Genomic DNA, 22,681 nt, shown 5'->3' on the forward strand with positions numbered 1-22,681 from the left:
GTGCCCTTTACTTGGCGCGAAGCGCGGTGACGGCAGGGGTGAACATCGTCGTCTTGATCGCGGACAGCGTGCCGCGGTCCTTCCCGGCCAGCGGGCGGACGAGGTCCGTCGCGTACTCCAGCAGCGCGGGTTTCTCGGCGACGGCGTCCACGAGACCCAGGTCGCGCGCGTCCGTGCCGCCGAACCGCCGTCCCGTGGTCATCGACGCGATCGCGGCGGCGGGGGTGAGCTTGCCCTGGATCAACGCCGCCATCCCCGGCGTGAACGGGATGTTGATATCCGCTTCGGGGAAGCAGAAGTACCCGCGGTCGGCGCGCATCACCCGGAAGTCGTGTGCCATCGCGAGCATGGCCCCGGCGCCGAAGGCGTGCCCGTTGATCGCGGCGACCGTGTGCACGCCGAGGGTGAGCACGCGGGCCAGCAGTTCGTGGACGTCGGCGACGTACTGCGCCGCCTGGGTGGGGTTGCCGGTGAGCCATTCGAGGTCGAGGCCGTTCGAGTAGAACTTGCCCGACCCCACGGTGACCAGCACCGCCGGATCCGGATAGGCGACGACGGTGTCGAGCTGGGAATGGACGGTTTCCAGCCAGGACGGCGAGAAACGGTTCTCGTCGTCTCCGAGGTCCAGCAGGAACACCGGGGCGTCTTGACGCAGCGTGGGCATGTCAGTCCTTCCGTGGGGGTGGGAGCAGGAGTATGGCGCGGACCGCGGCGGCAAGCCGGGCCCGGGAGTCTTCTGAGATCGGTTCGCCCGCGGTGAACGCGCGGCGGAACAGGGCCGTCGGCAGGTCGACCACGCAGGTCGTCAGCACTTCGACGGCCTGCGCGTCGCGCCGGTCCCAGAGCCGGAGGGCCAGCCTGACCAGGAATGCGATCAGGCGTTTGTCGAGGGCAAGGAAGTCGGCGGCGAGGTTTTCGGGGACCTGCGGGCCGAGGACCTGTTCCTTCTTGACGGTGATGAGCAGGCGGGCCGCCTCCGGCCGGCGGTCGGCGAACGCGGCAGGGGTGCCCGCTGCGGCCACGACCGCCGCGACCGGATCTTCCGCCTCGTCCGCGAGAGCGGTCTGGAGGTCGAGGAACTCGCCGGCCGCGCGGAGCCAGACGTGGGCCAGCAAGGCGCCGAGCGAGCCGAAAGCGTGGTAAATCGTCCCGTTGGACACGCCCGCGGCGGCCGCGAGGGACCGGACGGTGACGCCGTGGGCGCCCGTCTCGACGACGAGGCGTTCGGCCGCGTCGAGCAGCCTTCCCAAGTCGTGCACACGGGGGCGGGGCATGGGGCGACGGTAACAGAGCACGTGCTCTAAAACAATAAGAGAGCAGCTGCTCCACTATGTGCCGGATGTGGGCTGTGACCTGGTTCACGAACGTCTTCACCGCGAAGTCGTCACATCGGCCCGGCGGCCGGGGTCAACCGGTCGAATCACCGAGAAGCCGAGGAGAAACCGAAATGACCACCGCCTATGTCATCGTCACCGTCGTCGGAGCGTTCATGGCCGCCTTCTCGGCAGCCTCGATCTTCTTTCGCGCCAAGTGGGTCGTTCAGCCGCTGGCCGACTACGGCGTTCCCCGCGGTTGGTGGACGCCGCTCGGCGTCGCCAAGGCCGCGGGCGCCCTCGGCCTGATCGCCGGCCTGTGGGTGCCCGCGCTCGGCGTCGCGGCCGGGATCGGACTGGTGCTCTACTTCACCGGTGCCGTGATCACCGTGCTGCGCGCGCACTGGCCGTCGCACGTCGCGTTCCCGCTGATGTACCTGGCGCCCGTCGCCGCCTCCTTGGTGCTGGGATTCGCCGCCTGAAGTCAGGAATCCGGGGTCCACACCGCGAGTTCGGCGCCGCCGGGCTCGCGGAAGTGGAACCGGCGCCCGCCGGGGAACGAGAACGGCTCGACCGTGACGACTCCGCCCGCGGCCTCGACGGAATCCCTTGCCCGCTCGAGGTCTTCGGTGCGGATCGTCACCAGCGGCGCGACCGTCTGCTGCCCGGTGTCCTGCTGGAAACCGAACGAGACCACACCGCCACTCTGGACGTCGGAATACGTCGGGCCGTACGCCGTCGCCGTCCACCCGAAGGCCTTTTCGAAGAACCGGCTCGAGTCCGCGGCCGAGCCGGACGGGAACTCGACGAAGTCGATTTCATACATGGTCCGGAACCTACTCCGGACCACCGACAGGAATCGCTCAGACGCTGCGCAGCACGGAAACCACGACGCCCAGCACGGTCGCGCGGTCCCCGTCGATGACGTCGTAGGCGGGGTTGCGCGGTTCGAGGTACACGTGGCCGTCACGGTGGCGGTACACCTTGACCGTGGCCTCCTCGTCGATCATCGCGGCGACGATCTGGCCGGAGTGCGCTTCCTGCTGCTGCTTCACCACGACGATGTCGCCGTCGCAGATCGCCGCGTCGATCATCGAGTCACCGCGCACCCGCAGGCCGAAGACGTTGCCCCGGCCGGTGAGTTCACGCGGAAGGGTCATCACGTCGTCGACGTGCTCGACGGCCGAGATCGGCGTTCCCGCGGCGATGTCACCGACGACGGGGACCGGCACCGAGTCCTCTGTGGATTCCCGCGACGTGGTGCCGTGCAGGAACGCGCGGACGTCCATGGGGCGGGAGATCGAGCCGCTGCGGCGAAGGAAACCCTTCTCCTCCAAGGCCGCCAGATGCTTCGACACCGAGGACGTCGAACGCAGCCCGACCGCTTCACCGATCTCGCGAGTGCTCGGCGAGTACCCGTGCTCCACCACCCATTCGCGGATGGTCAGCAGGATCTTCTGCTGGCGCTCCGGCAGGGAAGCGGCTTCCTCGAACAGCTCAAGATCGTGGTAGGCGGTCATCAGCGGAATGGTAGTTCGTGCAGGCCGCCGCGATCGCCGCGGTGTCCCAGTAGAACGGCCGCACCTCGGTGATGCGCCCGTCCTCGACGGTGATCGTCTGCAGGATCGGGAAATCCAGCTCGCGTCCGGTGGTCCTCGCGCGGACGTGCACCTGGGTCAGGACGACCAGTGGGCTGGTCTCGCTCAGGAAGCTCTGCTCCACCATGTCGAAGATCGCCCAGGTGTCGCTCATGGCGGCGAAGAACCGTTCCAGGCCTTTGTGACCGCGCCAGATTCCGCCGTAGGGCAGGGCATCCGCCTGGTGCAGCACCACGTCGGGGGAGAAGAACGGGGCGAGCTGTGCGAAGGTCGCCTTGCCGGGACCGCCCGCCGCGAAGTAGCCGGCTTCCGCCGCGTACATGCCTTTGAGTACGGACAGGGCGTCCGTTGTCGATGTCACGACGACCACTGTGGTGCGCGGCGGGTCCGGGCGCTGGCGGTTATCCGTCGTCGAGATCGGCCGGATGGCGGCCCGGCCGGACCGAAAGTCCGATCCCGTGCGCGGTTCCGCGAGGTTGACTCGATCGTATGAACATGAAGATCACCGCGGCGGTTCTCGCCGCCGCGACGGCCACGGTCGCCCTCACCGGTTGCGGTCTCAAGGAAGGCTTGACCGAAAAGGCGAACGGGCACGTCAAAACGGTCGGCTACGCGACCGGTGCGGAAGGCAAGCGCGACACGGACGCCCGGCTGCCGGAGTGGGTGCCGGACGGGGCGGCGGCGGTCACCGAGGTCATCCGGACGACGGGTTCGGAGCGGCTCCTGCGGTTCACCGGCGGGACACTCCCCGCCGTTTGCGTGCCGGGTCCGGCCGCGACGCAGGCGGCCACCCTCGCCGCGAACTGGTGGCCGCAAGGGCAGGAAAGCAAGACGGACAAGGTGTGCGGTGACTGGCATGTGCTCGTCCAAGGCGTCGACGTGTTCGCGTTCAAACCGGAAACCCTGGTGAGCACGAGGTCCTGAGTCACTCGGCGAGCGCGTCGGCGCAGGCGGCGAGATCACGCAACAGCCGCTCCTGCTCGGCCGTCGAAAACGGTTCGAGCATCCGATCCTGCACCGCGCGCACGACGCCGCTGGCAGCGCGGAGCTGGGCCTTTCCGGCGGGAGTGAGGGTGCTGGGCAGGGCGCGGCCCTGCGGCGCCGTCGCCGGACGGGTGACCAGGCCGCGGTCCTGCAGGCCGCGTAGCACCAGGTTCATCGACTGCCGTGTGACGAACACCGCCCTGGCCAGTTCCGCGTTCGACAGCCCCGGTCGCTGCGAGAGCACTTCGAGGCAGGAGTACTGCGGCACGGTGAGGTCGAGCGGGCGCAAAGCGGTGTCCATCGCCATCCGGAGCGCCGTCGCCGCTCGTTTCAGCATGTACCCCACCGCCAGGTCCAGTGGCCCGACCGTCTCGCCTCGGCTCATGTCAGCATCATGACACGACCTTTCGGCTGACAGTGCCTGCCAGGCGGGTGCCAGTGTCGTGTGCGCCGCCTGTCAGGCGCCCCCGGCACTCTCTGGAATGTCATTCCAGAAGCGAACCGAAGGGTCACCATGTACACACCTGTCACGATCATCGGCGCCGGACTCGGCGGGCTCACCCTGGCCAGGGTCCTGCACGTCCACGGCATCCCGTCCGCGGTGTACGAGGCCGAGGCCTCGCCGTCGGCGCGGACGCAGGGCGGGATGCTCGACATCCACGACTACAACGGCCAGCTCGCCATCGAGGCGGCCGGGCTGATGGACGAGTTCCGCGGCATCGTCCTGGAGGGCCGCCAGGCGATGCGGGTCCTCGACTCGGACGGGTCGGTCCTGCTCGAGCGGGCCGACGACGGCACGGGCGGCCGCCCCGAGGCACAGCGCGGGGACCTGCGGCGGATGCTGCTCGGCTCGCTCCCCGACGGCACCGTCCACTGGGGACACAAGGTCGTCGCCGTCCGTACCCTCGACGACGGCCGCCACGAGGTGACGTTCGAAGGCGGCGCCACCGTCGTCACCGGTCTCCTGGTCGGCGCGGACGGCGCGTGGTCACGGGTCCGGCCGCTGCTCACCGGCGCCGGCCCGGACTACAGCGGCACGTCGATCGTCGAGACCTACCTGTACGACGCGCTCACCCGGCATCCCGCCGCGGCGAAGACGGTCGGCGGCGGATCGATGTTCGGGATCGGGCCCACGCCGGGGATGAGCATCCACGGCCACCGCGAAAGCGGCGACACCTTGCACGGCTATGTGGAGCTCACGAAGCCGCTGGAGTGGTTCGACGACATCGACTTCAGCGACGCCGAAGCGGCCAAGGCGCGGATCGCGGCGGAGTTCGGCGGCTGGTCGCCGGAGCTCACCGCGCTGATCACCGAAAGCGACGTCGCGCCGATCCATCGTCCTGCCTACGCCTTGCCGTCCGGGCTGCGGTGGGCCCGCGTTCCGGGCGTGACCCTGCTCGGCGACGCCGCGCATCTCGCGCTGGCGAACGGCGAGGGCGCCAACCTGGCGATGCTCGACGGCGCCGAACTCGGCAAGGCCCTCGCCGCACGTCCGGACGACGTCGAGACCGCACTCGCCGAGTACGAACAGGCCATGTTCGTGCGCAGTGAAACGCCCATCGAGGAGGATTTCCTGCTCGAAAGCGTCTTCGGTGAGGACATCCCCGAGCGGCTGCTCGACCTGTTCGGGATCGAGCAGCGGAAGGCCTGAGCGGGCCGCTCACTCGGGCGATCGCGCCCCCGCGTACGGCTTGAGGGTGATGGAGTTGGCCGCTTTCTGAATCCCGCCCAGCATCTTTCCGCCGCCGGGCAGGTGCGGAAGCATTCGCATGAACCGGTTTCGCATGCGGATCCCGCGGCGGGTGCGCGGGGCGAAACCGCCGGCGCCACCGGGCGGCCGCTTCATGTTCGTCGCCACGTACTCGCGCATTTCGCTGTCATATCGGGGAAACGCGAGACGGTGGTCGCCCTCGGCCTCGGCGAGCTCACCCGCGAGCACGTACGCGCCGACCAGCGCCATGCTCGTGCCCATCCCGAGTGAGCCGCCGAAGGCCGAGTCGCCGAGCAGTACGGTGCGGCCGCGGTACCAGTGGTCGACCCGGACCTCCCCGACCCTCGCGAAGTACAGGTCGTCGGTCTGCCGCAGCTGATCGAGCAGCGCGGGGAGCTCCCAGCCCGCCCCGGCGAACACGTCGGCCAGCAACTTCTTCTGGGCTTGCACATCCCGCCGGTCATAGGCCAGCTCCGGTGAGACGAACCCGAGCAGCGCCCGGACCTCCCCGGTGTTCCCCAGCGGGTACAGCAACGCGACCCGGCCGTCGACGCCGTTGCCCGCGGGCAGGTTGTACATCACCTCCCAGCCGTCCAGGTCGAGTTCGGTGCGGGCGGGGAAGTACGAGGTGTAGTAGCCGAGGTCCTGGACGAATTCCTTGTCCTGCCCGAAGGTCAGCGCACGCACGCCGGAACGCAGCCCGTCCGCGCCGACCACGAGGTCGAAGGAGCGCGGTGGCGCGTTGTCGAAGGTGACCTTGACGCCTTCGGCACTCTCGGCGATCTCGGTGATCACGGTGTCGTACAGGATTTCCAGGTCCGTGCCCGCCGCCTCGTGCAGGATCCGCACGAGGTCGCCGCGCAGGATTTCGATCTCGGCGACGATCCCGCCCGAATCGCCGAAGTCGTCACCGCCCATGGCCGCCACGCGTTTCCCTTGCTCGTCGAGCCAGGCGATTCCGTGCGTGCCGGTGTGATGGGCCTTGACGGCGTCCATGATGCCCATCCGCTCCACCGCGTCGCGGGCCGCGCCGCGGATGTCGATCGCCTGCCCGCCGGAGCGCAGGGCGGGGGAGCGTTCGACCAAGGTGGGCTGGAAGCCGTGGCGGCGTAGCCAGTACGCCAGGGAAAGTCCGGCGATGCTCGCGCCGGAGATCAGAACAGTACGCATGACGGCAACGTACAGCCGGTTCGGTACGCTGTATATTTGTTCTAGTGCACTGCTGCTCATGACGAACGTAGTGGCTTGAGCGCACTAGTACACTAGGAGGCTTGGTGGACAGTGTGGACAACGGGGCGCCCTACCGGAAGATCGCAGCGGAGATCCGCGACAACATCACGAGCGGACGGCTGCGCCCGGGCGATCGGATCCCGCCGACGCGGCAGATCACCCGGGAGTGGGGAGTCGCGATGGCCACCGCCAGCAAGGTGATCGCCGTCCTGCGAGACGAAGGCCTGGTGGACACCAAACCGGGCTCGGGAACGGTCGTGCGGTCACGGGATCGCGCGTACACCCCGACGTCTTCCCGCCGTCAGGAGCTGGACCGGGACCGGATCGTCCGCACGGCGATAGCGATCGCCGACGCGGAAGGCATGGCCGCGGTGTCGATGCGCCGGGTGGCCACCGACCTCGGCGTGGCGACCATGTCGCTGTACCGCCACGTGTCCGGCAAGGACGATCTGATGCTGTACATGGTGGACCTGGTGACCGCCGAGAAGACCGCGCACGCCCGGCCTCCGGCGCACTGGCGCGAACGACTGGAGTTCTCGTCCCGTCTACTGTGGACGATCTGCCGCCGTCATCCCTGGGTGGCCGAGGTGCTGTCCATGACCAGGCCCCGGGCCATCACCCCGAACCTGATGTTCTACGCCGAATGGGTGCTGACCGCGTTGCGCGGTCTGGGGCTGGGCATGGACGACATGATGTACATCCACCTGAACCTCTTCAGCCACATCCGCGGCCTGGCCCTGTCCCTCCAGTCGGAGGCGCGGGCGCGGCAGGACACCGGCATGACCAGCGACGAATGGATGGACACCCAGGTGGCGGAGTTCCGGGAAGTCGTCGCCACCGGCCGGTACCCGACCATGGAATACGTGGTGACACAGGAATTCGAGCAGGACATGGACACGATGTTCGAATACGGCCTGCGGTTGTTGCTCGACGGGGTCGAGCGGCGGCTAGCGCGCGGTCAGGCCGTCGGGCGGCCCGCCCCGGCGTAGTCGTCGCCCTGCTTCCGGTAGGTGTGCACCTGCACCGCCTGCCCGGTCTGCGGGGCGTCGATCATCTGCCGGTTCCCGATGTACAGCCCGACGTGGTGGATCTTCGTGTTCGGCTCGCCGTAGAAGATCAGGTCGCCCAGCTGGGGATCGGTCACCTTGTCCACGCTGTGGTACTGCGTGTGGGCGGTGCGCATGAGCTTGACGCCGGCGCTGGCGTAAGCGGCCGTCGTCAGGCCGGAGCAGTCGAAGCCGGGGTCGCCGCCGCCGGTGCCGTTGCCGCCCCAGACGTAGGGCAGCCCGATCTTGTCGATGGCGAAGTTGACCGCGCTCAGCGCCGCCGCGTTCGGCGGCTGCGGGCTCTGGCCGACCGTGCCGTAGACGTTCACGGTCGCGAGCGTGCGGTGCATCAGCAGCGGCGCGGGCTGCAACGTGCTCACCGCGTTCCACCACGTCTGGCCCTGGCCGAGGTCGCGCCCGCCCGCGCACAGGGCGCGTCCGGCGGTGAGCGTCGCGTCGTCGATGTTCTGCGGATTCGGTTTCCCGCCGGTGGCCGAGGCCTGGAACTGGTTCCACACCGACGGTGTCAGCTGCAGCGGGCCGCTGGCGTTCGCGGACGAGACGACCTTGTTGTAGAAGTCGCGGACCTCGACCGCGCCGAGCGGTGCGGTCATCACGCCGTCGGCGTTCAGGCTCGAACCGGTGGTGCGGCCGTGGTCGGAGGCGATCTTCCCGAGCGCGGCCAGCGTCACCCAGGAAAGGCGGCAGCCCGGCGTTTCCTTGCTCAGCGCCACGGTGGACTTCGCATAGCCGGTCATCGCTCGCAGCGGGATGTCGAGCCAGCCGCTGGTCTTCGACACCCAGGCATCGAACTCCTGCCCCATCTGCTGCGGCACCTTCGGCTGCTCCTTGGGCATCTCCGCGGGGGCGGACGACGAGGCGGGAGGCGCGGGCGGGGCCGAGGACTGGACGGCGGCGGCTTCCGGTTTCGGCTCGTCCTTGGGGGCGAAGGTGATGGCGGCGACCAAGGCGGCACCCGCGACGACGACGGCGGCGACGATCACCGGAAGTCTGCGGCGGCGGGAAGTCTGCTGCTCCATCAGAGCCCTCCGACGATGCGGCTCAGGACGAACTCGCGGAAGGCGTCGACATCGGTGGTCAGCGCGACGTCGATGGTGCGGCCCGGCACGGCCTGCGGATCGGTGCTTCGCAGCCTTCGCCGGTCTACGAGAGTCGCGCCGCGCGCGGGGCCGAAGCCGCACTCGACGTCCACGGGGTAGGACTCGACGTCGAGGATGCCGGGCCGGATCGCCTCGGCCACCGCGACCGCGTCGTGCATGACCATCCCGGGGAAACCGAGGATCGGGGTGTAGTGCTCGACGTAGGTGGGTGTCAGCGCTTCGAGCGCCGCACCGAGCGGGCCGGAGGCGGCGAGCTTGCCGAGCCACGTCGTGTCGACCGAGCACTGATGCGTGATGTCCAGCGGGACCAGCACCGTCGGGATGTCCTCGTCGACCAGCACCCGGCGCGCGGCCTCGGGGTCGCTCCAGATGTTGAACTCCGCCGCGGTGGTGGAGTTCCCCTTGGTCACCCCGCCGCCCATGATGACGATCCGGCCGATCTTCTCGCGGATGTCCGGATGGGCCGCCAGCAGCAGCGCGATATTCGTGAGCGGGCCGATCGGGGCGATGGTCACCGGCTCGTCGGCGGCCTCCAGCAGATCCACCAGCAGGCGGACGGCACCGCGTTCGTCGAGCGGGCGCTTCGCCTCCGGCAGTGTCCCGGCGTGGCCGGAAAGGCCGTCCTGGCCGTGGACGAACCCGGCGGGTTTGGCGTTGTCGTACACCAGCGGCCGCGCGGCGCCGGCCGCGACCGGGACGTCGTCGCGGCCGAAGAGCTGCAGCAGGCGGCGTGCGTTGGCGGTGGTGTGGCTCAGTGGCACGTTGCCGAACACCGTGGTGACGCCGAGCAGTTCGACGTCCTCGCACTGTGTGGCCAGCGCCAGCGCGAACGCGTCGTCGACCCCCGGGTCGGTGTCGATGATCAGCTTGGTGCCCATGCGCGTGCTCCCCTTTGCGGTCGACAGCCTGATCACAGGTTACGGTCACCGGTATGACGTCCATGTGGGGTGCGCCCGCGCTGTCGCGGCTCCGCGCTTGGGGCCAGGCCCGCCGTGATCCGCGTCAGGCGAAGTTCCTGACCAAGGATTCGCTGCGCTGGGTGCTGCGAAACCGCGCGTACACGCCTTGGTACCTGGTCCGATACTGGCGGCTGCTGAAGTTCCGCGTCGCGAACCCGCACATCATCCTGCGGGGAATGGTGTTCCTCGGCAAGGACGTCGAGATCCATTGCCGCCCCGGCTACGGGCGGCTGGAGATCGGCCGCTGGGTGCACATCGGCGACGGCAACGCGATCCGCTGCCACGAGGGTTCGCTGCGCATCGGCGACAAGGCGGTGTTCGGACGGCAGAACGTCCTCAACGGCTACCTCGACATCGAACTCGGCGCGGCCACCCTCGTCGCGGACTGGGTGTACATCTGCGACTTCGACCACGTCACCACCGACATCACCGTCCCGATCAAGGATCAGGGCATCGTGAAGTCGCCGGTGCGGATCGGGCCGGACACCTGGATCGGCACCAAGGTCTCCGTGCTCAAGGGCACGCGGGTCGGCCGCGGTTGCGTCCTCGGCGCGCACGCCGTGGTGCGGGGCGAGATCCCGGACTACTCGATCGCCGTCGGCTCGCCGGCTCGCGTGGTGCGGAACCGGCAGGACGACTACGCCGCCGACGCCGCCCGCCGCGAGGCTGTCGCGGACATGGCGCGCAAGGCGAACAAGGCACTCCAGAAAACCCTGGGCGTCGACTCGTAACTCGTGTGATGGAAGCCGTAACTCGCGTGATGGAAGCCGTAACTCGCGTGATCAGAGGCGTGACACGTGAGTTACGCCTCTGATCACGCGAGTGCGGTCTCTGATCACGCGAGTTACGCGGAACTAGCCGCGCAGCTGCTCCCGGACCTCCATGAGCGCGAAGCCCAGCAGGTTCTGCCCGCGCCAGTAGTCGGGGCGCGTGGCGTTCTTGTCGTCGCGGGCGACGCCGCTGCCCCAGACCAGGTCCATCCTCGACGCCTCGACGATCACCTTGTCGCCCGTGGCCAGCAGGAACTCGCGCTCCTCGGCGTGCTGGCGGAACTTCTCCAGGTTGCCGTCGATGACGATGTCGAAGCGGTGCCGCTCCCACAGTTCGGCGTCGAAACCGGAGACCTCGCGGCCGAGGATCTTGGCGGTCTTCGGGTCCGGCGCCTGACGGATGGCCACCGCGGCCTCGTGGTCACCGAACAGTTCCGCCTTGCTCGCCATCATGTAGTGCTCGGCCGTCGGGTACTGCTCGCCGCCCGCGACGAACGGCGCGTGCCACCACTGGCTCAGGCAGGCCGCGTTGATCCGGCCGCTCTTGAGCGGGGTGTGGCCGTAGAAGAGCTGGTACTCGGGCTCCGCGCCGCTGTGGACCAGCTCGCGCAACGCATCGAGACTCCGGACTCCGTCGACCTTGCTCACCATGGCGACCAGTGGACCACAGACCACCGACAACCGGTGAACTGGATCGGACCACTCTCCGTGGTGACCGGAGGCGGTCAGTACATTCAGCATTCGTGCAACGGATCGAAACGGTGAGCGCCCGAACGGTCGAAGAGGCCGCCAAGCGATTGGCCGGGGTGGTGACCCGGACGCCACTCGAACCGAACGAACGGCTTTCGGCCAGGGTCGACGCCCGGGTCTGGCTCAAACGCGAAGACCTCCAGACCGTGCGCTCGTACAAGATCCGCGGCGCCTACAACTTCATCGTCCAGCTCGACGCGGAGCACCGGGAACGCGGCGTCGTCTGCGCGAGCGCGGGCAACCACGCGCAGGGGGTCGCGTACGCGTGCCGCCGCCTCGGCGCGAACGGCCGGGTCTACGTTCCCGGCACGACTCCCCGGCAGAAGCGCGAGCGGATCGCGACGCTGGGTGGCTCGCATATCGAGGTCATCGTGGTCGGCGAGACCTACGAAGACGCCTTCAGTGCCGCGAAGCACGACGCGGAGACCACCGGCGCGACGCTGGTCCCCGCGTTCGACGCCCCGGAGACGGTCGCCGGGCAGGGCACGGTCGCGATGGAGGTCGTCGCGCAGCTCGGGTTCATCCCGGACGTCATGGTGGTGCCGGTCGGCGGTGGCGGCCTGCTCGCCGGGATCGCGGCGTGGGCCGCGGAACGGGCACCGGAGATGCGGATCGTCGGTGTCGAACCGGCGGGGGCGACCTGCATGGCGGCCGCGCTGGCCGCCGGTGAGCCGGTGCGGCTCGAAACCGTCGACACCTTCGTCGACGGCGCGGCGGTCGCGCTGGCCGGATCGGTGACGTATCCGCTGGTCCGCGACGGCGGCGTCGAACTCACCGAAGTCGCCGAGGGCGCGATCTGCACGGAAATGCTCGCGATGTACCAGTCCGACGGCGTGATCGCCGAACCCGCGGGCGCGCTCGCGACCGCGGCGCTGGGCACGACGGTGAAGATCGACCCCGGGCAGATCGTGGTGTGCGTCGTCTCCGGCGGCAACAACGACGTCAGCCGCTACGGCGAAGTGCTCGAACGGTCGCTGGTCCACGAAGGACTGAAGCACTACTTTCTGGTGGGGTTCCCGCAGGAGCCCGGCGCGCTGCGGCGGTTCCTCGACGAGGTCCTCGGGCCGGACGACGACATCACGCGGTTCGAGTACGTGAAGCGCAACAGCCGCGAGACCGGTCCGGCGCTGATCGGCGTCGAACTCGCGCGCGCCGGCGACCTGGAGGGTCTGCTGCACCGGATGGACGTGAGCCCGCTGCAGGTGGAGCGGGTGGAGCCGGGCAGCCCGCTCTTCCACTTCCTGGTGTGACGCCCCCGCAATTCGTCACCTACTTGCGACGTCCGGACCTCGCAAGTAGGTGACGAATCGCGGGGTGGGGCTTAAGGCGCCTTCGGCACCGCCGGGTACGGCACGAAGGTGCTGGTGTTCTCGTCCACGGTCAGCTGTTTGCCGATCGTGGGGAACGCGCGCTGCGAGCAGGCCGGTCGTTCGCAGACTTTGCACCCCATGCCGATCGGGGTGGCCGCGGCGCGGTCGTCGAGATCGAGCCCGGTCGAATAGATGAGCCGTTTCGCGTGCCGCAGTTCGCAGCCGAGGCCGACGGTGAACGTCTTGCCGGGGCTGCCGTAGCCGCCGATGTTGCGTGACACCGTCCGCGCGACCCAGAAGTAGCTCTTGCCGTCGGGCAGGGTGGCGATCTGGGTGAGGATCTTGCCGGGCTGGGTGAACGCCTCGTAGATGTTCCACAGTGGACACGCGCCGCCGACGCGGGAGAAGTGGAAACCGGCCGCGGACTGGCGTTTCGACATGTTCCCCGCCCGGTCGACCCGGACGAACGAGAACGGCACGCCGCGGTTCTTGGGGCGCTGCAACGTCGAGAGCCGGTGGCAGACCGTCTCGAAGCCGACGCCGAAGTGGTCGCAGAGCCGCTCGATGTCGTAGCGGAACCGTTCCGCGCATGCCAGGAACGGTCCATAGGGGAGGATCAGCGCGCCCGCGAAGTAGTTCGCGAGCCCGACCCTGGCCAGCGAACGCGCGGCGGGGCCGGAGAACGCCCACGAGTCGGCGAGTTCGGTGATCAGGTCGTCGTATTCCAGCAGCGCGATCTGCGAAGCCATCCGGAACGCCTGTTGCCCGACACGCAGGCTCGGCGCCAGCCGCAGCACGCGCGGCCCGGGTTCGTACCGGTGCTGTTCGCCGTTGGACTCGTCGATGCCTTCGTTCGTGACGTCGACGCCGTAGCGCTGGGTCAGGGTCTCCTTCAGCGCCGCGAGCACCTGGCCACGCTGCAGGGGGATGTCGTGGGCCATCCGTTCGGCGCGTTCGTCCAGCTCGGCGACGTAGTTCTCCCGCTCGTAGAAGAAGTCACGGACCTCTTCGTGCGGCAACGAGCCTGCCGCGCTGCCGTGCATGCCCAGCCCGTTTTCCGTGGTCAGCACGGCGGTGTTCTCGACCGAGTTGCGATAGCTGCGATGCAGTTTGACCAGGGCCTGGGCGATCGTCGGCAGGTTCGTGGCGAGGTCGTTCAGCTCACTGGTGGTGACGTCGACGCCGAGGACCTCGTCGAGCAGGGCTTCCTTCACGTCCGCGACGAGCCGCGCGGTGTCGTTGTTCGCGAAGAACTCGGTGTCCACTCCGAACGCTTGCGTGATGCGAAGGAGCACCGGGACGGTCAGCGGACGCGAGTTGTGTTCGATCTGGTTGAGATAACTGGGTGAGATCTCCAGCACACGAGCGAGGTCGGCCTGGCTCATCGACCGGCTTTCGCGCAGATGCCGCAGCTTCGCTCCGGCGAAGGTTTTGTCCACTGAGGCCTCTCTGTCCGCAAGGTTTCCGGGCCTGAACGATTCAGTGAACGGTCAAGCCCGTGGATTTTGCCGGTACTTGCGAACCTGCGATTCGCAATCTTTGCAAGATGCTACGGAAGCTTCGCAGAAATTGGCAAATTGGAGGCCTGGATCGGATTTCCCCTGTCATGTCAGGGTCAGGTCAGGAAAGGCGATCACTCGCAAACTTCGCAACACCGGGAGAATCCGATGACTCAGCACGCGCAGCAGCTGGAGCAGGCGGCCGCCGAACTGGCCAAGCAGTGGGAGACCGACCCCCGCTGGGCGGGCGTGAAGCGTTCGTACTCCGCGGCTGACGTGGTCAAGCTGCGCGGCAGCGTGGTCGAGGAGCACACGCTCGCTCGCCGCGGCGCCGAGAAGCTTTGGGACCTCCTGCACAACGAGGACTACGTCCACTCGCTGGGCGCACTGACCGGCAACCAGGCGGTGCAGCAGGTCCGCGCCGGCCTCAAGGCCATCTACCTGTCGGGCTGGCAGGTCGCCGCCGACGCCAACCTCTCCGGCCAGACCTACCCGGACCAGAGCCTCTACCCGGCCAACTCGGTGCCTGCCGTCGTCCGCCGCATCAACAACGCGCTGGGCCGCGCCGACCAGATCAACTGGGCCGAGGGCAACACCGACATCGACTGGTACGCCCCGATCGTCGCCGACGCCGAGGCGGGCTTCGGTGGCCCGCTCAACGCCTTCGAACTGATGAAGGGCATGATCGCCGCCGGTGCCGCGGGTGTGCACTGGGAGGACCAGCTCGCTTCCGAGAAGAAGTGTGGTCACCTCGGTGGCAAGGTGCTCATCCCGACCAAGCAGCACGAGCGCACGCTGAACGCCGCCCGCCTCGCCGCGGACGTGCTGAACGTGCCGTCGCTGATCGTCGCCCGCACCGACGCGCAGGCCGCCACGCTGATCACCAGCGACGTCGACGAGCGTGACCGCAAGTACGTCACCGGCGAGCGCACCGCCGAGGGCTTCTACAACGTCACCAACGGCATCGACCCCTGCATCGACCGCGGTCTCGCCTACGCCGAGTACGCCGACCTGCTGTGGATGGAGACCTCCAAGCCGGACCTCGAGGTCGCCCGCCAGTTCGCCGAGGCGATCAAGGCGAAGTACCCGGACCAGATGCTGGCCTACAACTGCTCGCCGTCGTTCAACTGGAAGAAGCACCTGGACGACGCGACGATCGCGAAGTTCCAGCGCGAACTCGGCCACATGGGCTACAAGTTCCAGTTCATCACCCTGGCAGGCTTCCACGCCCTGAACTACTCGATGTTCGACCTGGCGCACGGTTACGCCCGTGAGGGCATGACCGCCTACGTCGACCTGCAGGAGCGCGAGTTCGCTTCGGAGGACCGCGGTTACACCGCCACGAAGCACCAGCGCGAGGTCGGCACCGGCTGGTTCGACAACGTCGCCACCGCGCTGAACCCGGAGAGCTCGACCACCGCGCTCGCCGGCTCCACCGAGGCCGAGCAGTTCTGATCCCCCGCAATTAGGTGCCAGGTGGCGGTCTCTCGACTCCCAGGGGAGACCGCCACCGCCCCCCTTCCATCCCTCGCGAAGCCCAGCGGAGGCACACCATGGTTGAGAAGCTGAACTACCGGATCGACGTCTGCGGACCTGCCGGTGACCGGTTCGACGAGATCCTCACCCCGGCCGCGCTGGACTTCGTGGCCAAACTGGACAACGCGTTCGCCGGACGCCGTCGCGAGCTGCTCGACGCCCGCCGTCTGCGCCGCGAGAAGCTCCAGTCCGGAGAGGAGCCGCTGGGCTTCTTGCCCGAGACGCATTCCGTCCGCGACGACAGCAGCTGGTCGGTCGCCCCGGCCGCGCCCGGCCTCGAAGACCGCCGCGTCGAGATCACCGGCCCGACCGACCGCAAGATGACGGTCAACGCGCTGAACTCCGGCGCGAAGGTCTGGCTCGCCGACTTCGAGGACGCGACCTCGCCGACCTGGCACAACGTCATCGACGGCCAGATCAACCTGTTCGACGCGATCCGCCGCAACATCGACTTCACCACCGAGGCGGGCAAGCGCTACACGATCGGCGACGAGCCCGCGACGATCGTCGCCCGCCCCCGCGGCTGGCACCTGGTGGAGAAGCACATCCGCATCGACGGCCGCCCGGTTTCGGCGAGCCTGGTCGACTTCGGCCTCTACTTCTTCCACAACGCGCGCCAGCTGCTGGCCCGCGGCAGCGGCCCGTACTTCTACCTGCCGAAGCTCGAGAACCACCTCGAAGCACGGCTGTGGAACGACGTCTTCCTGCTGGCGCAACGGGAACTCGGCATCCCGCGCGGCTCCGTCCGGGCCACCGTGCTGATCGAGACGATCACCGCCGCGTTCGAGATGGAGGAGATCCTCTACGAACTGCGCGAGCACGTCTCCGGGCTGAACGCCGGCCGCTGGGACTACATCTTCAGCGTCATCAAGAACTTCTCCTCGCACGGCGCGGACTTCGTGCTCCCGGACCGCGCACAGGTGACGATGACCGTCCCGTTCATGCGGGCCTACACCGAACTGCTGGTGCGCACCTGCCACAAGCGCGGGGCGCACGCCATCGGCGGCATGGCCGCGTTCATCCCGAGCAAGGACCCGGAGATCAACGCGACCGCGCTCGAAAAGGTCCGCCAGGACAAGGAACGCGAGGCGAACGACGGCTTCGACGGCTCGTGGGTCGCGCACCCCGGCCTCGTCCCGGTCTGCCGCGAGGTGTTCGACGGCGTGCTCGGCGGCTGGCCCAACCAGCTCGGCAAGCTCCGTGAAGACGTCGTCGTCACCGCCGAGGACCTGCTCGATGTCGCCAGTGCCGGCGGCGAGGTCACCGAAGCGGGTGTCCGCGCCAACATCAACGTCGCACTGCGCTACATCGACGCGTGGCTGCGCGGCACCGGCGCGGCGGCGATCCACAACCTGATGGAGGACGCCGCCACCGCCGAGATCGCCCGCTGCCAGGTGTGGCAATGGATCCGCAACGGTACGAAGCTCGAAGACGGCACCGCGCTCACCCACGAACTCGCCGTGTCCTATTTGGACGAAGAGCTGGCGTCGGTGCGCGCCGAACTCGGCGAGGGCAACCGTCTCGGCGACGCCTACGAGATCTTCACCGAGACCGCGCTGGGAGAGAAGCTGCCGAGCTTCCTCACCACCGGCGCGTACGCGCGGTACCTGACCGCGCGGTGACGCAGGCTCCGGCCGCCCCTACCTGACGCGGGGCGGCCGGGTTCCACACCGGTTTGGGACGGTGTGGCCCAACGGGTCCGGTGGCGGAGGCTCCCCGCCACCGGACCCGCTTCACGCGCGCGCCCCTCCGGTAGCGCCTGTCGGGCGTGCGCCTCGCCGCGGAGACCCCGCTCACCTCCCACACCGTGGTGGGCGGGGTCTCCGCGGCTTTCTCATGCCGAACTCGCGTGATTGAAGGCGTAACTCGCGTGATTGAAGGCGTAACACGATGATCCGGCGGGAAACACGCGAGATACGGCTCCAGACACGCGTGATACGGCTCTGATCACGTGAGTTACGGCTCTGATCACACGCACGGGACCGGACGAATCGGTCACGGACCGCGAATAGGTAGGGGTACCTACTGATTCCCCCGTTGTTTCGCCGGCGGGGCGCGCGGATGCTCGGCGCCGGGTGGGAATTCCGCCCGTTCCCCCGAGGAGCCACCATGAAGAAGCAGTTGAGGACCCTCTTGGCCGCGACTTTCGCCGTCCTCGCCGTCGCTCTCGCCGCCCCGGCGGTGTCCGCTTCGGCCGGGGTTTCGGTGCAGCCGGACTGTGTGCGGCCCTGCCACTTCTGATCTTCGTCACCTAGAGCAGACACGGGGGTCGCGCCCCTCGCGACCCGCGACGCTCGTGGAGGGCGGACCCGGGTTCCCCGACATCCGGGTCTTCCCTCCGCCCACGTTGTGAAAGTGGCTTTCGCAACACCGAACGCGCGGGATCAGGGCTCGAAGGCGTTGCCCGTCGCGATCTTCGGCCGCCCCAGTTCCACGGGCTCCGCGACGCGGGCCCGCCGGTAGACGGCGGCGGTCGCTTCGGCGATGCGGCCCCAGTCGAAGTCCGCGGCCAGGCGCGACTGCGCGGTCAGTGCCCGCCGCGCCGCGGCGACCTCGTCGTCCAGCACCGCTTCGACGGCGTCCCCGAGGGCGTCGACGTCGCCGGGGCTGAACGCCAGGCCGGTCTCGCCGTCGACGACGACCTCGCCGAGTCCGCCGGCGGTCGAAGCGACCAGCGGCGCCTTCGCGGCGGCCGCTTCCAGCGCGACGATCCCGAACGGTTCGTACCGGCTGGGCAGCACGACGGCGTCGGCCGCGGCCAGTACGGCGCGCAGTTCGCGGTCGGAGAGATGCCCGACGAAGTCCACCGCGCGGCGCACGCGCAGCTTGCGTGCCTGATCGACCAGTTCCTCCAGATGCCGCCCCTTGCCGGCGATGACCAGCCGTGTCCCCGGTTTGGCGCGGCGGATCCGGGGGAGTGCGGCGAGCAGGTCCTGCACGCCCTTCTCCCATTCCAGCCGTCCGAAGTAGAGCAGCAGCGGCGCCCCGGAGGGGCTGTAGACCTCGCGAGCGTGCGCGACCTCGTCCGCGGGCACCTGCCAGGTGCGTTCCTCGATGCCGTTGTGGATCACGGTGACCGCGTCGCCGTCGACCTCGAACAGCTGCGCCACCTCGCGGCGCATGGCCTGCGAGCAGGTGATCAGCGCGTCCGAGCGGTTCGCGAGCCACCATTCGACCGAGTGAACCTGCTGGTTCAGCGGATGCGAGAGCCAGCCGGAGTGCCGTCCGGCCTCGGTGGCGTGGATCGTGCCGACCAGCGGCACCCGTGCGGCCTCCGCGATCGCGATCGCGGGATGGGTGACCAGCCAGTCGTGCGCGTGGACGACGTCCGGCTGCCAGCCGCGCAGCAGGTCGGTGGCGGCGCGGACCATCGCGTGCCCCATGGCCAGCGTCCACGCGACGAGGTCCCGTTCGAAGGTCACGTGCATCGGGTCTTCGGCGACCCGGATGATCCGGACGCCTTCGACCACGCGATCGGTCCTCGGATGGGTCTCGGCGTCGGTGCCCGCCGTGTGACGGCACAGGACGACCACGTCGTGCCCCTGCCGGGCGAGGTGTCTGGCCAGGGCGTGGACGTGCCGTGCGAGTCCGCCGACGACCACGGGTGGGTACTCCCACGACAACATCAGCACGCGCATGGGTGGAGGTTACTCGTGAGTCGGTCGTCACCGGGACGGGGCGATCACCCCCACAGGTGAAGCCGGTGGCGGACGACAGGGGAGGCGATCTTTGCCACCATCGGAGTGATGACGTCCTCGGTGAACGCGGCCGAACCGGCCTTCAAACCCGTCGAACCGGTGCTGTCGACCCCGTGGTCCGCGCAGGTCGGACCCGGCAACGCGCTGCCGGAGTACCCGCGCCCGCGGCTGGTCCGGCGGTGCTGGCTGAACCTCAACGGAGTGTGGGAGTACGCGGGGGACCGCGCGCCCGGCGGGAGCGGGTACGGCGAGCGGATCCTGGTGCCGTACCCGCCGGAGTCGGCGCTCTCCGGTATCGGGCGGCGCGACGAAACCCTCTGGTACCGCAAGGTGTTCCGGGTCCCGTCCGAATGGGACGGTCAGCGGGTGCTGCTCCATTTCGGCGCCGTCGACCAGTCCGCGAAGGTCTGGGTCAACAACCAGGAGGTCGCCGTCCACGAAGGCGGGTACACGGCCTTCAGCGCGGACATCACCGACGTGTTGCGCCCGTCGGGATCGCAGGAACTGACCGTCCGCGCGACGGACCGGACCGACGCCTCGACGCACACCGTCGGTAAGCAGCGGAACGAAGCGAAGGGGATCTTCTACACCGCCGCTTCCGGCATCTGGCAGACCGTCTGGCTGGAGCCGGTGCCGTCCGCGTACGTCCGGGATCTCCAGGTGACGCCGGACCTCGAAGGGGTGACGGTTGTGCCCAAGGTCACAGGCGGCGCCCGGGTGGAAGCGATCGTCAGTGAGCCCGGTGGCGCGGAGGTGGCACGCGTCCTGGGGGAGGCGGGACGGCGGTTGCGTGCGGAGGTGCCTTCGCCGCGGCTGTGGACGCCGGACGATCCGTATCTCTACGACCTCGAGATCCGCTTGCTCGACGAGAGCGGCACCGTGCTCGACGCCGTCGAGTCCTACACCGGGCTCCGCACGATCGGGACGGTCGCCGACGCCGAAGGCAGGCCGCGGATCGCGCTCAACGGCCGGATCACCTTCCTGCACGGCCCGCTCGACCAGGGCTACTGGCCGGACGGCGTCTACACCGCCCCCACCGACGAGGCGTTGCGGTTCGATCTGGAGAAGACCAAGGAGCTGGGCTTCAACTTCGTCCGCAAGCACGTCAAGGTCGAGCCGGAGCGCTGGTATTCCTGGGCGGACAGGCTGGGCCTGCTGGTCTGGCAGGACATGCCGTCGCTCACCGTGTCCTTCGACGGTCCGCCCGGGACGGCGCCCGATCCGGTGCCGGAGGCGAAGGCGCGGTTCGAAGCGGAGCTGACCGAGATGGTGGAGCAGCTGCGCGGGGTGACCTCGATCGTCGGCTGGGTGCCGTTCAACGAGGGCTGGGGCGAGTTCGACACCGCGCGCGTCGCGGAGCTGGTGAAACGCCTCGACCCGACCAGGCTCGTCGTCGCGAACAGCGGCGTGAACTGCTGTTTCTCGCGGCCGGACGCCGGTGCCGGCGACGTCTACGACGACCACACCTATGTGGGGCCGGGGAAACCCGCGGTGAAGGACCATCGGGTGATCGTCGACGGCGAGTACGGCGGCCTCGGCCTTGTCCTCGACGAACATCGCTGGCCGGGGGAGCCGCAGGCCTACGAGATGACGCTGACCTCGGCACAGCTCACGGAACGCTATGCCGAGGTCAGCGAGCGCCTCGAACGGTTCATCCCCGAAACCGGGCTCTCCGGCGCGATCTACACCCAGACCACCGACGTCGAAAACGAGGTCAACGGCCTGCTCACCTATGACAGGCGGGTGCTGAAGGCCGATCTCGCGACCGTGGCCGCCCGCAACCGCGCGGTCATCGCGGCGGGTCAGTCCGGCCGAGCCTCCACCGGGCCGCCCGAGTCCCGGACCCGGACGGGCACCCCGAGCAGCTGAGAAGGCAGCTGCCCGTGGTCGTGGCCGGGGGTCATCCACACGTCGATCGTGGGTGTCCCCTCGGCCTCGCCCTGTCCGACGCCGACCACTCCCGGTACGTCGTCGAGCCAGCGTGACGCCGAGACGAGCGCGGCGTCGACATCCGGAGCTTCGTCGGTCACTACGGATGCACCCTGATCCCGAGAGACGCTTCGACCAGCGTGATCCGGTTGATCACGGTGACCACCGGTGAACCCGCGAACAGCAGGCCGACGGCGTTCTCGCTCAGGTCCGCCACGAGGCTGCCCGAGTCGCCACCGGCCGACATGTCGGTGGTCAGCAGCTGCTGCGCGAACCGGGCCACCCGGCCGCCGCCGTAGTTCACGTCGACGGTGGCGTTGATGTTCGTGATCCGGCCGGTCGTCCAGTTCGTGGTCCGGCCGGTCTTCTGCACGAGCGTGCCGACCGCGGGCGCCACGTTGGTGCCCTTGAGGTCGCCGACCCAGAAGATCCGCCGGTCGAGGTCGTGGAACTGGCCTTCGGCGATCGCGGCGTCGACGAAGTTCAACGGCACCGGCTGCCCCGGCTGGATGAACTTGATCGGCACGAACCGGCTCAGCCTGGCGATGACGTCGGTGGGAACGACGCCGCCGTCGAACGGGCCGGGCTGCAGGATCGGGTCGCCGATGGCGGCGGCGTTCGAGTTCGCCAGCACGTGGTTGTTGCTCAGGATGTAGTACCTTGGCGGCTTCCCCGGCAACGCGGTGGCGTCGTAGACGGCGGTGCCGTAGGTGCCGGCTGTGATCTTGAAGTGACCGACGCTCAGCCCGCCGAACGCCGGGCGGAACCGCTTGGCCAGGGTGAACGGGCCGACCTGCTCGCGGGCCAGTTCGTCGGGGCGGGCGAGCGTCGGAGCGGGCGGCTCGTCGAGCATCGTGGCGGCACCGTTCCCCTTCGACGGTGCGATGCTCCGGCCCGCTTGCAGGACACCGACTTCCTGGACGTCGGTGGGCACCCCGGCGAGCGTCGCGGGAACCAGATCGTCGTCACGGAGCATTTCGTGCGGCATCTTCGTGTCGACCAGAACGGTGATCGCCTTCTCGCCGGTGTCCGTCCCGCGAGACCATTTCGTACCGAGTGCCACACCAACGACGTTCTGTCTGGAGAGCAGTGCGTCCTCCTCGGCCGCCTGCACACTCGCCAGTGAGAGGAATTCATCCGGGATCATATTGTTTTCGATCACGTCGGCCACACTTTCCCGCGATTTCGGATGGCTTGCAGGGGACCCCGACGAGCGAGTCTTCTCCG

General features: G+C 68.8%; 24 protein-coding genes. 10 read left to right on the forward strand and 14 right to left on the reverse strand.

Annotation, left to right across the window (positions count from 1 at the left end):
• Positions 1-7 precede the first annotated feature (7 nt).
• Positions 8-664: an enoyl-CoA hydratase-related protein gene (locus tag ACLJO0_RS31215; protein WP_410582379.1), complete on the reverse strand. Its 657-nt coding sequence runs from the start codon at positions 662-664 to the stop codon at positions 8-10.
• A 1-nt stretch (position 665) separates the two neighbouring features.
• On the reverse strand, positions 666-1,274 hold the full coding sequence (locus tag ACLJO0_RS31220) for a TetR/AcrR family transcriptional regulator (RefSeq protein ID WP_410582381.1): 609 nt from the start codon (positions 1,272-1,274) through the stop codon (positions 666-668).
• A 173-nt stretch (positions 1,275-1,447) separates the two neighbouring features.
• Between ACLJO0_RS31220 and ACLJO0_RS31225 the strand changes: the two genes are divergently transcribed.
• On the forward strand, positions 1,448-1,795 hold the full coding sequence (locus ACLJO0_RS31225) for a DoxX family protein (protein WP_125792403.1): 348 nt from the start codon (positions 1,448-1,450) through the stop codon (positions 1,793-1,795).
• A gap of 2 nt (positions 1,796-1,797) precedes the next feature.
• Here the strand turns inward: ACLJO0_RS31225 and ACLJO0_RS31230 are convergent, their stop codons facing one another.
• From ACLJO0_RS31230 to ACLJO0_RS31240, 3 genes are read right to left on the reverse strand one after another with little or no spacing between them, the layout of a single operon-like run.
• Positions 1,798-2,139, reverse strand: coding sequence for a VOC family protein (locus tag ACLJO0_RS31230; protein ID WP_410582382.1), 342 nt, complete (start codon positions 2,137-2,139; stop codon positions 1,798-1,800).
• Between the two features lie 37 nt (positions 2,140-2,176).
• On the reverse strand, positions 2,177-2,833 hold the full coding sequence (gene lexA, locus ACLJO0_RS31235) for a transcriptional repressor LexA (RefSeq protein ID WP_410582383.1): 657 nt from the start codon (positions 2,831-2,833) through the stop codon (positions 2,177-2,179).
• Positions 2,811-3,272, reverse strand: coding sequence for a nuclear transport factor 2 family protein (locus ACLJO0_RS31240; RefSeq protein WP_410582385.1), 462 nt, complete (start codon positions 3,270-3,272; stop codon positions 2,811-2,813). The genes lexA and ACLJO0_RS31240 overlap by 23 nt, the downstream gene beginning before the upstream one ends.
• A gap of 134 nt (positions 3,273-3,406) precedes the next feature.
• Here ACLJO0_RS31240 and ACLJO0_RS31245 point away from each other — a divergent pair, with 134 nt between their 5' ends.
• Positions 3,407-3,835, forward strand: coding sequence for a hypothetical protein (locus ACLJO0_RS31245; RefSeq protein WP_410582386.1), 429 nt, complete (start codon positions 3,407-3,409; stop codon positions 3,833-3,835).
• 1 nt (position 3,836) lies between these two features.
• On the opposite strand, the gene ACLJO0_RS31250 is transcribed toward ACLJO0_RS31245, so the two are convergent.
• The gene (locus ACLJO0_RS31250; protein WP_410582387.1) at positions 3,837-4,280 is read right to left on the reverse strand and encodes a MarR family winged helix-turn-helix transcriptional regulator; all 444 of its coding nucleotides are present in this window, start codon (positions 4,278-4,280) and stop codon (positions 3,837-3,839) included.
• A 129-nt stretch (positions 4,281-4,409) separates the two neighbouring features.
• Between ACLJO0_RS31250 and ACLJO0_RS31255 the strand changes: the two genes are divergently transcribed.
• Entirely contained in the window at positions 4,410-5,546 is a 1,137-nt protein-coding gene (locus tag ACLJO0_RS31255; protein WP_410582389.1) for an FAD-dependent oxidoreductase, read from the forward strand.
• 9 nt (positions 5,547-5,555) lie between these two features.
• Here ACLJO0_RS31255 and ACLJO0_RS31260 read toward each other — a convergent pair whose 3' ends face one another.
• Positions 5,556-6,776, reverse strand: coding sequence for an FAD-dependent monooxygenase (locus ACLJO0_RS31260; RefSeq protein ID WP_410582390.1), 1,221 nt, complete (start codon positions 6,774-6,776; stop codon positions 5,556-5,558).
• A gap of 104 nt (positions 6,777-6,880) precedes the next feature.
• Here ACLJO0_RS31260 and ACLJO0_RS31265 point away from each other — a divergent pair, with 104 nt between their 5' ends.
• The gene (locus ACLJO0_RS31265; protein WP_410582392.1) at positions 6,881-7,825 is read left to right on the forward strand and encodes a TetR/AcrR family transcriptional regulator C-terminal domain-containing protein; all 945 of its coding nucleotides are present in this window, start codon (positions 6,881-6,883) and stop codon (positions 7,823-7,825) included.
• On the opposite strand, the gene ACLJO0_RS31270 is transcribed toward ACLJO0_RS31265, so the two are convergent.
• Positions 7,795-8,922, reverse strand: a complete 1,128-nt coding sequence (locus ACLJO0_RS31270; RefSeq protein ID WP_410582393.1) for an NlpC/P60 family protein — start codon at positions 8,920-8,922, stop codon at positions 7,795-7,797. The two genes, ACLJO0_RS31265 and ACLJO0_RS31270, sit on opposite strands and share 31 nt — an antisense overlap.
• On the reverse strand, positions 8,922-9,881 hold the full coding sequence (locus ACLJO0_RS31275; RefSeq protein ID WP_410582395.1) for a nucleoside hydrolase: 960 nt from the start codon (positions 9,879-9,881) through the stop codon (positions 8,922-8,924). Before ACLJO0_RS31275 ends, ACLJO0_RS31270 begins: the two co-directional genes overlap by 1 nt.
• A gap of 53 nt (positions 9,882-9,934) precedes the next feature.
• Here ACLJO0_RS31275 and ACLJO0_RS31280 point away from each other — a divergent pair, with 53 nt between their 5' ends.
• A complete protein-coding gene (locus ACLJO0_RS31280; RefSeq protein WP_378373345.1) occupies positions 9,935-10,693 on the forward strand; it encodes an acyltransferase in 759 nt (252 codons plus the stop codon).
• 123 nt (positions 10,694-10,816) lie between these two features.
• Here the strand turns inward: ACLJO0_RS31280 and ACLJO0_RS31285 are convergent, their stop codons facing one another.
• Positions 10,817-11,383 (reverse strand): NADAR family protein, encoded by a 567-nt coding sequence (locus ACLJO0_RS31285; RefSeq protein WP_125792933.1) that lies wholly within the window; start codon positions 11,381-11,383, stop codon positions 10,817-10,819.
• Between the two features lie 92 nt (positions 11,384-11,475).
• On the opposite strand from ACLJO0_RS31285, the gene ilvA reads away from it, so the two are divergent.
• Positions 11,476-12,732 carry a threonine ammonia-lyase IlvA gene (gene ilvA / locus ACLJO0_RS31290; RefSeq protein WP_125792412.1) on the forward strand — a complete coding sequence of 419 codons (1,257 nt, stop codon included), beginning with the start codon at positions 11,476-11,478 and terminating at the stop codon, positions 12,730-12,732.
• A 71-nt stretch (positions 12,733-12,803) separates the two neighbouring features.
• On the opposite strand, the gene ACLJO0_RS31295 is transcribed toward ilvA, so the two are convergent.
• Positions 12,804-14,231: a short-chain fatty acyl-CoA regulator family protein gene (locus ACLJO0_RS31295; protein WP_125792413.1), complete on the reverse strand. Its 1,428-nt coding sequence runs from the start codon at positions 14,229-14,231 to the stop codon at positions 12,804-12,806.
• Positions 14,232-14,459: 228 nt separating this feature from the next.
• Here ACLJO0_RS31295 and aceA point away from each other — a divergent pair, with 228 nt between their 5' ends.
• The 3 genes from aceA (at position 14,460) to ACLJO0_RS31310 (ending at position 18,068) form a co-directional block, all read left to right on the forward strand.
• On the forward strand, positions 14,460-15,746 hold the full coding sequence (gene aceA, locus ACLJO0_RS31300) for an isocitrate lyase (RefSeq protein ID WP_072030536.1): 1,287 nt from the start codon (positions 14,460-14,462) through the stop codon (positions 15,744-15,746).
• A 98-nt stretch (positions 15,747-15,844) separates the two neighbouring features.
• Entirely contained in the window at positions 15,845-17,449 is a 1,605-nt protein-coding gene (aceB, locus tag ACLJO0_RS31305) for a malate synthase A (protein WP_410582397.1), read from the forward strand.
• A gap of 487 nt (positions 17,450-17,936) precedes the next feature.
• Positions 17,937-18,068: a hypothetical protein gene (locus ACLJO0_RS31310; protein ID WP_255431241.1), complete on the forward strand. Its 132-nt coding sequence runs from the start codon at positions 17,937-17,939 to the stop codon at positions 18,066-18,068.
• Between the two features lie 143 nt (positions 18,069-18,211).
• Here the strand turns inward: ACLJO0_RS31310 and ACLJO0_RS31315 are convergent, their stop codons facing one another.
• Positions 18,212-19,465, reverse strand: coding sequence for a glycosyltransferase family 4 protein (locus tag ACLJO0_RS31315; RefSeq protein ID WP_410582399.1), 1,254 nt, complete (start codon positions 19,463-19,465; stop codon positions 18,212-18,214).
• Positions 19,466-19,573: 108 nt separating this feature from the next.
• Between ACLJO0_RS31315 and ACLJO0_RS31320 the strand changes: the two genes are divergently transcribed.
• Positions 19,574-21,394, forward strand: a complete 1,821-nt coding sequence (locus ACLJO0_RS31320; protein ID WP_410582401.1) for a glycoside hydrolase family 2 protein — start codon at positions 19,574-19,576, stop codon at positions 21,392-21,394.
• Here the strand turns inward: ACLJO0_RS31320 and ACLJO0_RS31325 are convergent.
• A complete protein-coding gene (locus tag ACLJO0_RS31325; protein WP_410582403.1) occupies positions 21,328-21,555 on the reverse strand; it encodes a hypothetical protein in 228 nt (75 codons plus the stop codon). The two genes, ACLJO0_RS31320 and ACLJO0_RS31325, sit on opposite strands and share 67 nt — an antisense overlap.
• On the reverse strand, positions 21,555-22,616 hold the full coding sequence (locus tag ACLJO0_RS31330) for a serine protease (RefSeq protein WP_410582404.1): 1,062 nt from the start codon (positions 22,614-22,616) through the stop codon (positions 21,555-21,557). Before ACLJO0_RS31330 ends, ACLJO0_RS31325 begins: the two co-directional genes overlap by 1 nt.
• Positions 22,617-22,681 lie beyond the last annotated feature (65 nt).

It is taken from the genome of Amycolatopsis sp. lyj-108 (genome assembly GCF_046549005.1).
Lineage (GTDB): Bacteria > Actinomycetota > Actinomycetes > Mycobacteriales > Pseudonocardiaceae > Amycolatopsis.

Coding starts and splice junctions, on each gene's coding strand:
- ACLJO0_RS31215 (WP_410582379.1), bottom strand. CDS start 664: ATGCCCACGCTGCGTCAAGACGCCCCGGTGTTCCTGCTGGACCTCGGA.
- ACLJO0_RS31220 (WP_410582381.1), bottom strand. CDS start 1,274: ATGCCCCGCCCCCGTGTGCACGACTTGGGAAGGCTGCTCGACGCGGCC.
- ACLJO0_RS31225 (WP_125792403.1), top strand. CDS start 1,448: ATGACCACCGCCTATGTCATCGTCACCGTCGTCGGAGCGTTCATGGCC.
- ACLJO0_RS31230 (WP_410582382.1), bottom strand. CDS start 2,139: ATGTATGAAATCGACTTCGTCGAGTTCCCGTCCGGCTCGGCCGCGGAC.
- lexA (WP_410582383.1), bottom strand. CDS start 2,833: ATGACCGCCTACCACGATCTTGAGCTGTTCGAGGAAGCCGCTTCCCTG.
- ACLJO0_RS31245 (WP_410582386.1), top strand. CDS start 3,407: ATGAAGATCACCGCGGCGGTTCTCGCCGCCGCGACGGCCACGGTCGCC.
- ACLJO0_RS31250 (WP_410582387.1), bottom strand. CDS start 4,280: ATGAGCCGAGGCGAGACGGTCGGGCCACTGGACCTGGCGGTGGGGTAC.
- ACLJO0_RS31255 (WP_410582389.1), top strand. CDS start 4,410: ATGTACACACCTGTCACGATCATCGGCGCCGGACTCGGCGGGCTCACC.
- ACLJO0_RS31260 (WP_410582390.1), bottom strand. CDS start 6,776: ATGCGTACTGTTCTGATCTCCGGCGCGAGCATCGCCGGACTTTCCCTG.
- ACLJO0_RS31270 (WP_410582393.1), bottom strand. CDS start 8,922: ATGGAGCAGCAGACTTCCCGCCGCCGCAGACTTCCGGTGATCGTCGCC.
- ACLJO0_RS31275 (WP_410582395.1), bottom strand. CDS start 9,881: ATGGGCACCAAGCTGATCATCGACACCGACCCGGGGGTCGACGACGCG.
- ACLJO0_RS31280 (WP_378373345.1), top strand. CDS start 9,935: ATGACGTCCATGTGGGGTGCGCCCGCGCTGTCGCGGCTCCGCGCTTGG.
- ACLJO0_RS31285 (WP_125792933.1), bottom strand. CDS start 11,383: ATGGTGAGCAAGGTCGACGGAGTCCGGAGTCTCGATGCGTTGCGCGAG.
- aceA (WP_072030536.1), top strand. CDS start 14,460: ATGACTCAGCACGCGCAGCAGCTGGAGCAGGCGGCCGCCGAACTGGCC.
- aceB (WP_410582397.1), top strand. CDS start 15,845: ATGGTTGAGAAGCTGAACTACCGGATCGACGTCTGCGGACCTGCCGGT.
- ACLJO0_RS31310 (WP_255431241.1), top strand. CDS start 17,937: ATGAAGAAGCAGTTGAGGACCCTCTTGGCCGCGACTTTCGCCGTCCTC.
- ACLJO0_RS31315 (WP_410582399.1), bottom strand. CDS start 19,465: ATGCGCGTGCTGATGTTGTCGTGGGAGTACCCACCCGTGGTCGTCGGC.
- ACLJO0_RS31320 (WP_410582401.1), top strand. CDS start 19,574: ATGACGTCCTCGGTGAACGCGGCCGAACCGGCCTTCAAACCCGTCGAA.